Source organism: Nonomuraea sp. NPDC049725, assembly GCF_040674795.1.
GTDB lineage: Bacteria > Actinomycetota > Actinomycetes > Streptosporangiales > Streptosporangiaceae > Nonomuraea > Nonomuraea ceibae.
In genome coordinates this window covers 193,773-205,561 of the sequence record NZ_JBFANJ010000011.1, presented here as the reverse complement: position 1 = coordinate 205,561, position 11,789 = coordinate 193,773, and the positions used below count along the sequence as shown (strand labels likewise).

Sequence of the window (11,789 nt, the reverse complement as noted above, 5' to 3'; positions counted from 1 at the left end):
CTCAGCCGTCCAGGCTCACCTGGTCGATGAACGCCGAGGCGAAGCCGATCCCCTCGGGCACGCCGCTCAGCCCGGCCCTGGCGAGGTCGAGCCGGTCGCTCAGCGCCCAGACCGCGTAGCCGCCCTGGTCACGCAGCTCGGTCTGCAGGTCCGCCAGGAGGGAGCTCCGCCTGGCGTCGTCCGCCTCGGCCAGGGCCTCGTCCAGGCCGGCGAACCAGGCGGGGTCCTTCCAGGCCGTCTCGTTGGTGGGCGAGCCGGGCGTGAGCGCCACCCTGACCACGTCGAGGAACGGGATCCCGCCCAGGTAGCTGAGGTAGAACGGCTTGCGCCCGTAGATCTCGGAGAAGTACGTGTCGGCCGGCTCCAGGCTGACCTCGGCCCGGATCCCGATGCCGGCGAGCTGCTGGGAGATCAGGGTCGCGGCGCTGTCCATGCCCGGGTAGGCGGTGGTGGTGTGCAGGGTGAGGTCGACGCCGCCGGCCAGCCCCGCGTCGGCCATGAGCTTCCTGGCCCGGCCGAGGTCGCGGGTGCGCTGGGGCAGGTCCCGCGGGCTGGAGGCGTCCTTGGGGGTGATGAGGTCGTTGCCGATCTCGCCGTACCCGAGGAAGACGGTGTCGAGGAGCTGCCGGCGGTCCAGCGCGAGCCGGACGGCCTCGCGGACCCGGTGGTCGTCGAACGGCTCGGTGTCCATCCGCATGACCAGGGGGTAGAGCGTGGCGCCCGGCCTGCGGAGCAGGCGTACCGCGCTGTTGCCCTCCTGCTGCTTCGCCAGCGTGGCGGGCACGCCGCCGGCCAGGTCCACCTGGCCGGACAGCAGGGCCTGGGCGCGCGCCTGCGGATCGGGGACGGCGCGCACCTCGATGAACCTGGAGGGCGGGGCGGGCCCCCACCAGTCGTCGTTCCGCTCGTACACGACGGCCTGTGCCCCGCCCCTGGCGGTCGGGCGGAACGGGCCGGAGCCGGGCACGGGCTCGCCGAAGTCGTCGCTGCCTTCCGGCACCACGAAGGTGGCGCCCTCCAGCGCCCTGCCCACCTCGGCGTAGGGCTTCCTGGTCACCAGCTCGAAGGCGGTGTCGTCGATCACCTTGGAGGCGCCGAGGTCGAACATGGCCATGCGGCCGAAGTTCTCCGCCGCCTTCTCCCCCATGCGGCGCAGCGAGAACAGCGCGTCGGCGGCCCTGACCGGACGGCCGTCGGAGAACGTCGCGTCGTCGCGGACGGTGATCCGCCACCTGGTCAGGGTCTTGTCGGGCCGCCACTCGGTCGCCAGGCGCGGCTGCGTGGAGCCGTCGGCGCCGGGGACGGTGAGGACGTCGTAGGTCAGGGCCATCCTGACCATGTCGCTCTCCCCCGGCAGCAGGCCGTGCGGGTCGGTGACGGCGTTGGACGGGGAGCCGGGCGCCGCGTAGCGCACGGTGTCGTTCGCCGCCGCCGGAGGTCCGGCGGGGGCGGGGGCGGCTGCGGGCGCGTTGCCGGCGCAGCCCGCCAGGACGGCGACAGCGGTGACGACCGCCGCCGTCCGGCGGCGGAACTGGGAGCGCATGGTTACCTTTCGCGAAGTCGCGCCAGCGTCTTGTCGAGCGCGGCGTTGATCAGGTCGGCGACGGCGGGCAGCACCGGGGGGTGCAGCAGGCCGTAGTGGTGGGCGTCGACACCGGCGGACTGGACCACTCCGGCCAGGTGGCGTCCCCAGCCGAGGTCGGGCCGGCCGGGCGGGGTGTCGTCGACGCCCATCCCTATGCCGGAGTTGCGGGGAGAAGGGCGGTCCGCCCTGATCAGCAGGGTCGTGGTGTCCGGGTCGGCCAGGTAGCGCGGGGTGTGGGCCGCCAGCGCGCGCAGGTGCCTGGCGAACACCCCCAGCCGCACGGTCAGGTCCTCGCCCCGGCCCAGCAGCCGGTGCCCGCGCAGGCGGTCGGCGACCGCGGCCATGCGCCGTTCCGGGGGAACGGCGGCCAGCGCGTCGCCGGCGTCCAGGTCGATGCCGAGGTACGCCTCCAGCGCGTGAAGGTGCCGGACCGCCACCTGCCAGGCGACCTCGTCGGCGTCATGGCCGGGGACGTCGCGGATCAGCGCCGGGTCGTTGGAGTCGAGCATCACCAGCAGCGCGGTGTGCCGGCCGCCCGCGTGCAGGTGCCGGGCCATCTCCTGGGCCACCGTGCCGCCCATGGACCAGCCGCCGATCAGCCAGGGGCCGGGACCGCCCGCCGCGTCGATCGCCGCGAGGTACTGCCGGGCGATTCCCTCGACGGTCCCGGGTCCCGGCCCGGCCGCTCCCGCCAGCTCGGGGTCGGCCAGCGCGACCACGTCCACGCGGGGATCCAGCAGCCGGGACAGCTCGGCGTAGCAGAGCACGTCGCCGCCCGAGGGATGGGCCAGGTACAGGGTGGGCCTGGGTGCTCCGCCGGGCTCGGCCCGCAACGGCAGCACGATGTCCCGCGCGCCGGCTCGCACCGTGCCCGGCACGCCGGACCGTGCCGTGTCCGGCATGGTGGGGACGGAGGCCCGCGGGGGCCGGTCGCCCGTCCACGCGGCCGGGTTCACCGCCAGGTCCCGCACCTGCGCGGCGTGCTCGGCGATCACCGCGTCCAGCTCGTCGGCGGGCAGGACGCCGTCGAGCGCGTCCCACTGCAGCCGCAGCTCGCCGTCGTGCTCCAGCACCTGGTGGTCGAGCCAGGTCTGCGGCGTCTGGGAGACCGCGTACACCTGCTCACCGGCCCATTCCAGGCTCTCTTCCCCTTCCACCATGCCGGCGACGCCGAGCGCGCTGGTGAACACCACCGGCACCGGCCGCACCTCACCCGTTCCGGCCGCCTGCTCGGTGAGCACGTCCAGCGCGGAGAAGCCCCGGTGGTCCAGGTCGTCGAACATGCGGGCCTGGGTGGCGGCCGCCCGTTCGGCGAAGGTGGCGGCGGGAGCGGCCGGCACCTCGTGCAGCAGCAGCGAGGTGAAGTCGCCGACGACGCGGTTGACGTGCGGGTGGATGGGCGGCCGGTCGAACAGGGTCAGCGTCACGCAGAAGCCGGCGGATCCCGCCCAGCGGGCCAGCGCGTCGGTGTACACGGTCAGCAGCACCGCCGCCGGGGTGACCCGGTGACGGGCTGCGGCGGCCCGCAGCGCCGCCCAGGCGTCGCGGTCCAGCCGTACGGCACGCCGCACGAAGCGGGGCGGCGTGCCGGCCGGATCGCCGACCGGCAGGCGGGGCGGGCCGGGAAGCGTGCCGAGCCGTTCCCGCCAGTAGGCGGCGGCGCGCTCGTCCTGCCGTTCCAGGGCGGCCGCGCAGGCCGCCGGGTGGAGGTCGAGGCGCGGCAGGGCGGCGTCCGGGTCCCGGTAGAGGGTGCGCAGCTCCGACTCGATGATCCACCAGCTGGCCGCGTCGCAGACGAGCACGTCGACCCCGATGAACAGCCTCACGACGCCGCCGGGCAGCCGGGCGGCCTGGATCTGCGCCAGCGGCCACCGGTCGGGCGGTCCCGGCCGGGTCGACAGGCGTTCTCGCAGGGCGGCCAGCCGCTCCGCCCTGCGTTCTTCCGGCGTCGAGGCCAGGTCGTGCACCCGGATCCGGTAACGCGGCAGGCTCTCCAGCACGCGGAACTCCCCCTCGGGGGTGGCCACGGCGCGCAGCATGGGATGCCGGGCCACGACCCGGTTCCACGCCTGTTCGTAGCGGTCGAGGTCGAGGGCGGGGCAGTCGTGTTCGAGGTAGAAGTGGCAGGGCAGGTCTCCCCAGCGGTAGCCGCCGTCCCGGCCGACCCAGTAGGCGTGCTGGACGCGGGTCATCGGGAACGTGCCGCCGGGCTCGACGGCGGGCTCGACGGCGGGCTCGGGCGGCAGGTCCTCCTCCGCCGTCCTCTCGCGCGGGCGCGGGGAGGTGACGAGTCCGGCGATCCCGGCCACGGTGGGTGAGGCCAGCAGTTCCCGCATGCCGGGCCGGACGCCGAAGCGTTCGCCCAGCGCGGCCAGCATGCGCGCGGCCAGCAGGGAGTGCCCGCCCAGCGAGAAGAAGTCGGCGTCAGGATCGGTCACGGGGGTGCCGAACAGCTCGGACCAGATGCCGGCCACGGCCCGCTCGCCCGGGCTGAGCCGCGTGACGTCCCCGGCGGCGGCGATCCGCCTGGGGCGGCCGGCCTCGGCGATCCGCGGCCGGAGGTCGGTCGCCGCGATCACCACGGCGGCGGGCAGGTGGCCGGAGTCCCGGGCTGCCAGCAGCCGGTCCAGCGCTCCGGTGCCGGTGGCCTCGTCCAGCGCGCCGGCGAGCACCACGGCCGTCTCCGCGCCGTCGAGGCCCGCCCGCCAGCCGTCCCAGACCGCGCTGACCCACCGGGTGGGGCCGGTGGCGGCGCGGGAGAAGGCGTCCATCGCGGCGTTGGCGGCCGCGTAGGGGCCCATGCCGACGCCGCCCACCAGCGTGGTCACCGAGGACATGAGCAGGACGGTCCTGGGACGCCTCGCTTCGGGCAGTGCGGCGATCGCGTCCCGCAGCGCCACCGCGCCGCCGAGTTTGGCCCCCACCTGCCCGGTGACCTGCCCGGCCTCCAGGGATCGGAGCGGGTCCAGCCGTGCCCCGGCGATCACGCCGGCCGCGTGCACGACGAGTTCGAGCGGCCCGTCGGCGGACAGCTCCTCGACCAGGGCCGTCGTGGCGGCGGGGTCGGTGGCGTCGCAGACGCGCACCTCCACTCCGGCCTCGCCGAGCTTGCCGCCCCGCCCCGCCGTGCGCGAGGTGACCACCACCCGATGGCCGCGACCGGCCAGATGCCTGGCGAGCACCTGGCCCACAGCGCCCAGCCCGCCCGTGATCAGGACGGTGCCGGGTGACGGCGCCCGTTCGCCGCCACCGGGCCGCCAGGAGGTCGTGCCGCGCCGCCACCGGGTCGCGCCCCGCAGGGCCGTCTCGGCGCCCGCCTCCGTCCCGGCCGCCAGCGCGGCGAGCTCGCGGAGCACCGCGCCCGCGTCGGCTCCGGGATCGGCGGGGCTGCCGAGGTCGAGCGTGGCCCAGCGCAGGCCGGGCTGTTCCTGGCCGAGCACCCGCGGCAGCACCTTCAGCGCCGCCCTGGCCGGATCGGGCGGCGGATCGCCTGCCACCTGCTCGGCGTGCCGGGTGACCAGGAACAGGACCGGCTGCTCGGCCTGTGCGGCCCACCTGCCCGCGACCGCGCCGAAGTCCAGGACGGCGGCGGAGACCCCGTCCGGGGAGTCGTCGCCGTCCTCCGTGGCCACGACCACCAGCCCGGTCAGCGGTTCGCCGGCGGCCGGAAGGTCACCGGCCGCCAGTTCAGCGCGCACCGCGTCCGCCAGGGCACCGGTTCCGGTCACGGCCCATCGGCCGCCGGGCGCAGCGGCGGGCTCGGCCGGGGGCACCTGGCTCCAGACGGGCAGTTGCAGCGGCTCGTCCCCGGTGATGTCAGGATGCTCGCCGGGCGTGCCCGAAGCCGGCGGGTCGATCCACAGGCGGCGGCGCTGGAAGGCGTACCCGGGTGCGTGCACCCGCCGCCTGCCCGGGGCCGGCAGCGCGGCCAGATCCACCGGCACGCCGTGCGCCCACAGGGTTCCCGCCGCCTGCCGCGCTGCTGCGCTCCCGGGCTCGTCGGGCGTCATCGTGGTCACGACCGAGCGCACGCCGGGCAGCGCGTTCCTGCGGGTCAGCGCCGCCAGGGCGGTACCCGGGCCGACCTCGACGACCAGGGCCTGCCCTTCGTCGCCGACGGCCGCCCGCAGGGCCCGCCCGAACAGCACCGGCTCGCGCAACTGCCGCGTCCAATGCCCGGCCCGGCCCAGCTCGGCGCCGATCGAGGCGCCGGTGACCGTGCTGAACACGGGGACGGCCGGGACGCCGCCGGTCAGCCCGGCGAGCGCCTCGCCCAGGCCGGGGAGCTCCGGCTCCATCCGCCGGGAGTGCATCGCCGCGGTCACCCGCAGCCTCGTACCGGTCCGCAGTTCGGAGGCCAGCCGGTCGACGGCCGGGGCGGGGCCGGACACGACGCAGGCGCCCGGGGCGTTGACGGCGGCGAGGTCGAGCTCGGGATGGCGCGACAGCAGCTCGCGCACGTCGTGCTCGCCGAGCGGCACGGCCAGCATCGCGCCGCCCCCGGCCGCGCGGGCGGCGGCCGCGCACCGGGCCGCCACCAGCCTGGCGGCCTCGGCGAGGGGCAGCGCGCCGCTCACCGCCGCGGCCGTGCACTCGCCGAGGCTGTGGCCGACGAGGGCGTCGGGCCGCACGCCCCAGGACTCCAGCAGCCGGGCCGCGCCGTACGACACGGCGAAGAGGGCGGGCAGCCCGAAGGCGACGTCGCGGACGCGATCCTCGGCGACCCCCGGGTCCAGGACGTCACGGACGTCGGCGCCGAGCAGCGGGAGCAGCAGGCGGGCACACGCGTCGACGGCCTCGGCGAAGACCGGCTCGTCCTGGTAGAGCCCGCCGCCCATGCCGGGGCCGGCGCTGCCCGCGCCGGGGAAGGCGAACACGACGCGCGGGGCCGGGCCGGCCGCCTCGACCGGCGCCGCCGCGGCGAGCCCGGCCCGGCCCACCCCCGCCACGCGGTAGGCCAGCGGGGAGCGGCCGACCGCCAGCGTGTAGGCCAGGTCGGCCTCGTCGAGCTCGGTCCGGGCCGCGAGGGCCCGTCCGGTGGCGCGCGCCGCCTCGGGGGTGGCCGCTGACACGGCCAGCAGCTGCGGCCGCCGGTCGGCCGGGGACGGCGGGCGGTGCGGGGCCGGTCCCAGCACGGCGTGGCAGTTGGTGCCGCCGATGCCGAACGAGCTCACCCCGGCCAGCGAAGGCGTGTCCCACTCCCGGGCCGCGGTGATCACCTCGAACGGCGATCGCTCCAGGTCGAGAAGGGGGTTGAGCGGATGGGCGTGCAGCGTCGGGGGCAGCACGCGGTGGTGCACGGCCAGGACGGCCTTGATGAACGAGGCGATGCCGGCGGCGGAGTTCGCGTGGCCGATGTTGCCCTTCACCGAGCCGAGCCCGCACCAGGCCGGGCCGCTGTCCCCGAACACCCGCCGCAGCGCGGCCACCTCGATGGGGTCGCCCAGCGGGGTGGCGGTGCCGTGCGCCTCGACGAGGCCGATCTCGCGGGGCGAGACACCGGCGACGGCGAGCGCCTCGGCCACCACGCGGGCCTGACCGCGCACGGACGGCGCGGTGAACCCGGCCTTGCCGGCGCCGTCGTTGTTCGTCGCCGAGCCGTGCAGCACGGCCAGCACGGGATCCGCGTCGGCCAGCGCGTCGGCCAGGCGGCGCAGCGCCACCACGCCGACGCCCTGGCTGTAGACGACGCCGGTGCCGTGCTCGCTGAACGGCCGCACGGTGCCGTCCGCCGAGTACACGCCGCCGTCGACGTGCACGTACCCCTGCCCCTGGGGCACGATCAGCGACACCCCGCCGGCGAGGGCGGTGTCGCACTCGCCGGACAGCAACGACTGCGCGGCCAGGTGCACGGCGACCAGCGAGGTGGAGCAGCTCGTCGCCACCGCCACCGCCGGTCCGGTGAGGTCCAGCCGGTACGCCGTCTGCAGGGGCAGGTAGTCGGCCTGCGTCGAGATCGCGGTCTGCAGGCTCCCGAGCGGATCGCGGCCGGAGCCGGTCGGATCCCAGCGGCCCGCGAGGTTGCCGGCCAGGTAGGCGCTCTGCATGGCGCCCGCGAAGACGCCCACCGCGCCGGCGTCGCGCCCGCCACCGTGGCCGGCGTGCTCCAGGGCGTGCCAGGCGCATTCGAGGAACAGGCGCTGCTGCGGGTCGAGGAGGGCCGCCTCGGCGTCGCTCAACCCGAACGGCTCCGGGTCGAAGTCCGCCTGGCCGTCGATGATCCCGCCGACCGGCACGTACCCGGGATGGGTGCGCAGCCGTCCGGGGACTCCGCGCCCGTCCAGCTCGCTCTCGGTGAACCTGGTGAGGCCCGTGCGGCCGTCGCGCAGCAGCTCCCAGTAGGCGTCGGCGTCCGGGGCGCCGGGGAAGCGGCAGGCGAGGCCGACGACGGCGATCGGCCCGGGCCCGGTGGTGTCCGGCACGGCGCTCATCCGGCGAGCTCCGCGGCGTGTGCCCGCGCCGCCCGGCGGGCGGCGGCCCGTCCGGCGACGGGATCGGGTGCGGGATCAGGTACGGGTACGGGTTCCGGCCCGGCCTGGGCCACCTCCTTGCGGGAGGTGATGAACGCGGCCAGCTCCCGGACGGTCGGCCGGGCGAACATGTCGACCACGGTGAGCCCTTCGTCCAGCTCCGCCCTCAGCGTGCGGTGGGCGAGGACGACGGTCAGGGAGGACGCGCCCAGCCGGAAGAACGGCGTGGTGACGTCGACCGGCGTCTTGAGCAGCTCGCTGAACACCCGGGCCACGGCCCGCTCCACCTGGGGATCCGGCTCCGTGTGCCCCGGGGCGGCAGGCGGCGCGGGCGGTGGTTCGGGCTGGGCGGCCGGGGTGACGGTCCGCGCGGGGTCGCCCGCGTCGCCTTCCACGACCAGCTCCATCACGCCGTCGGCCGACACGGTCAGGCTGAGCCGCAGCCCGCGCGTCACGGTCGCGGTGACCGTGCGTGCGTCCGTCCCCGGACGGGTTGCCGCCGGGGCGGGCTGTGCGGTCTCTTCCCGCGGTCGGCTGTACGGGTTGGCGAGCGCCCGGTAGTCGATCTTGCCGTTGTCGGTGATCGGCAGCGCGTCCGCGATCAGGAACCTGTTGGGCACCATGAAGGCGGGAAGGCTTGCCCGCAGCGCCTCTGTCAGGTCGTCGTCCGACGGCGGCGCGGCGGGGTCCGCGGGCACCACGTGACAGACCAGCCGGGGCCGGTCGTCGGGTCCGGGGACCGCGCGGGCCACGGCCTGCCGGACCGAGGGCAGCCGGTCCAGCGTGGCCTCGATCTCGCCCAGCTCGATGCGATGGCCACGGATCTTGACCTGCCGGTCGAGCCGGCCGAGGAACTCGATCGTGCCGTCGTGCCGCCAGCGCCCCAGGTCGCCGGTCCGGTAGAGGCGTCGGCGCAGGATCGGATGGGTGATGAAGCGCTCGGCCGTCTGCGCCGGGTCCCCGACGTAGCAGCGGGCCAGCCCGTCCCCGCCGATGTGCAGCTCGCCGGCCTCGCCGACCGGGCAGGGCCGGCCGTGCTCGTCGAGGATGTGGAAGGACTGCCCCCGCAGCGCCCTGCCGTACGGGATGCTCGGCCAGGCGGGGTCGACCTCGCCGATCGGATGGCAGATCGACCAGATGGACGCCTCGGTCGCCCCGCCCAGGCTGACCACTTCGGCGTGCGGGGCCAGCGCCCGCAGCCGATCGGGCAGCGTGACGGGGATCCAGTCCGCCGACAGCAACACCAGCCGCAGCGTGGCCAGCGCCCGCCGGGTCGCCTCCGGCTCCAGCTCGGCGTACTCCACCAGCATCTCCAGCAGGGCCGGCGCGGTGTTCCAGACGGTGACGCGGTGGCGCGCCATCAGCTCCAGCCAGTGGCCGGGGTCGCGCTGGCGGGCGGCTTCGGGCAGCACCACGCCGCCGCCCGAGCCGAGCACGGAGAAGATGTCGTAGACCGACAGGTCGAAGCTGAACGCGGACAGGGCGAGCACCCGGTCCTCGGCGGTGAGGGGGAAGCGTCCGGCGAGGTCGTCGAGGGTGGTGCGGGCGGCACGGTGCTCGATGGCCACGCCCTTGGGGCGTCCGGTCGAGCCCGACGTGAAGATCGCGTAGGCGAGGTCGTCCGGTTCCGGGCGCCGGGGCTCGGCCTCGGGGCCGGCGAGCACGCCGTCGTCGTCCAGCCGATGGACGGTGATCCCGTCCGGCCACAGCGTGGCGTCGGCCTCCGGGGCGAGCAGCGCGTGCCGGATGGACGCCTGCTCGCACAGCGAGGCCACCCGGCTCGCGGGCCAGGACGGTTCGACGGGCACGTACGCCGCTCCCCCGGCGAGCACCCCAAGCAGCGCGGTGACCTGGGCGATGCCCTTGTCCGCCGCCACCGCCACCAGCTCCCCCGGACTGAGCCCGAGGGCGGCGAGCGCCCGCCCGCTGCGAGCGGCGCGCTCGGCCAGCTCCCCCGCTTCGACGCTGCGGGCCGGGCCGAGCAGGGCAGGCGCGCCGGGGTCGCGCGAGGCGGCGGCGCGCAGCGGATCGTCCAGGAGCGGCCCGGCCTCGCCGAACGCCCCGCCGGGCACGTCCTCGTCAGGGAGGAACGACGGGTCCCAGCCGAGGGCGGGGTCGGTCCACAGCTCCGGCTCGGTGGCCAGCCGCCGCAGCAGGCGGACGTGCGCGGCCAGCATCCCGTCGACGAACCCGTCGGGCAGCGCCCCGTCCACGGCGTCCCACGCGATGCGGAGCCGGCCGTTCTCGTCCCACACGATGTGGTCGAGCAGCACCTGCGGCGTCTGCGACACGCCGAAGACCTCCGTGCCGAGCCAGGCCGCGGGCGCCTGCCCGGCCCCCGCCAGCCCGACGCCGCTGGTGAAGACCACGGTGTGCGTGGGCAGGGGCAGCCCGGTGGCCGCGTCGGTCTCCCTGGGCCGTTCCCCTGCCTCGATCGCGGCGCGCAGCGCCTCCATGCCGGAGACGGCCCGGTGGTCGAGGTCGGTCCAGAACTGCCGGTTGACGGACGCGGCATAGCCGGCGAAGCCGTACCAGCGGCCCGGGTCCGCGACCGGGATCTCCACCAGGACCGTGCTGGTGAAGTCGCCGACGACGCTCTCCAGGCCGGGGGTGTCGTCGCCGAGCGCGAGGTCGTCCCGGTCGAACAGGGTGGTGTTCAGGCAGAAGGGCTCGCGGGCGCCCCACCGCTGGAGCACCAGGCCGAAGGCCGCGAGGAGCAGCCCGGTCGGGCTCAGCCCGTGCGCCGCGCCCTGCTTGCGGAGCCGCGTCCACTCCTCGGCGGACAGCCCGGCGGCGTGCCGGGTGAGCCTGTGCCCGCTGAACTCCGCCGGGCCCCGGCTCCAGGGCAGTGCCGGCCCGTCCGGCAGGGCAGGCGCGCGGCGCGCCCAGTAGGCCGCGTCCGTCTCACGCCGCCGCCGTTCGACCGGGTCGGCCGCCTTGCGCCGTACGAGATCCGCGAAGCCGAGCGGCGGAGCGGGCAGCTCCAAAGTGGGGTCGGCGACGAGCCGGCCCCACTCCCTCATCAGCCGCATCCAGCTCATGAGGTCCAGGGCCAGCACGTCCACACCGACGAACAGCCGGGTGCGGCCGTCCGGCAGCAGCGCGGCACGCAGGTCGAACAGCGGCCAGCGGTCGACGGGGAGCATCTGGTGGGAGCATTCGGCGCGCAGCTTGTCCAGCGTCTCGGCCGCGGCTTCGGCGGACTCCCCGCGCAGGTCGGTGCGCGGGATGACGTAGCCGGGGACCTCGGCGAGCACGCGCTGCCGGGCGTCGGGGCCGACGACCATGCGCAGCATCGGGTGCCGTCGCACCAGCCGGTTCCACGCGCTCTCCAGCCGGTCGAGGTCCGCCTCGGGCGTGTCCTGGGGCGTGCGGTCGTACTCGAAGTAGTAGAAGGTCGCCACGCCGCCGAGCGGGAACGCGGGGTCCCGGCCGACCAGGTAGGCGGCCTGGACGGGAGTGAGCGGGAACGACCGCTCCTCCTCGGCCGACTCCTCCGGCACGGTGCCGGAGGCGACGGTGCGGGCGGTCGCGTCGCCGAGGAAGGCGGTCAGCGGCAGGTTCAGCCCGGCGTCCTCGGCCAGCCGCCGCCGCAGCCGCACGGCGGTGAAGGACTCCAGGCCCAGGGCGGTGAGCGGGACGTCGGGGTCGAGGTCCGAAGGCCGGAGTTCCAGCACGTCGGCCAGACAGGCCAGTACTTCATCGACGGTGGCCGAACCCAAGGGAGGCCCCTT

3 protein-coding genes are annotated in these 11,789 nt (G+C 76.1%); all 3 read right to left on the bottom strand.

Annotation, left to right across the window (positions count from 1 at the left end; genetic code table 11):
* Position 1 precedes the first annotated feature (1 nt).
* Genes AB0J53_RS28155 through AB0J53_RS28145 form a run of 3 tightly spaced genes read right to left on the bottom strand, consistent with a single transcriptional unit; the run spans position 2 to position 11,777 of the window.
* Positions 2 to 1,543: an ABC transporter substrate-binding protein gene (locus AB0J53_RS28155; RefSeq protein ID WP_364177757.1), complete on the bottom strand. Its 1,542-nt coding sequence runs from the start codon at positions 1,541 to 1,543 to the stop codon at positions 2 to 4.
* Positions 1,544 to 1,545: 2 nt separating this feature from the next.
* Positions 1,546 to 8,016 (bottom strand): SDR family NAD(P)-dependent oxidoreductase, encoded by a 6,471-nt coding sequence (locus tag AB0J53_RS28150; protein ID WP_364177754.1) that lies wholly within the window; start codon positions 8,014 to 8,016, stop codon positions 1,546 to 1,548.
* Positions 8,013 to 11,777: an amino acid adenylation domain-containing protein gene (locus tag AB0J53_RS28145; protein ID WP_364177751.1), complete on the bottom strand. Its 3,765-nt coding sequence runs from the start codon at positions 11,775 to 11,777 to the stop codon at positions 8,013 to 8,015. Before AB0J53_RS28145 ends, AB0J53_RS28150 begins: the two co-directional genes overlap by 4 nt.
* Positions 11,778 to 11,789: the final 12 nt, after the last annotated feature.

What these genes read in the sequence shown, in the direction of transcription:
- AB0J53_RS28155 (WP_364177757.1), bottom strand. Translation starts at nt 1,543, where the DNA reads ATGCGCTCCCAGTTCCGCCGCCGGACGGCGGCGGTCGTCACCGCTGTC.
- AB0J53_RS28150 (WP_364177754.1), bottom strand. Translation starts at nt 8,016, where the DNA reads ATGAGCGCCGTGCCGGACACCACCGGGCCCGGGCCGATCGCCGTCGTC.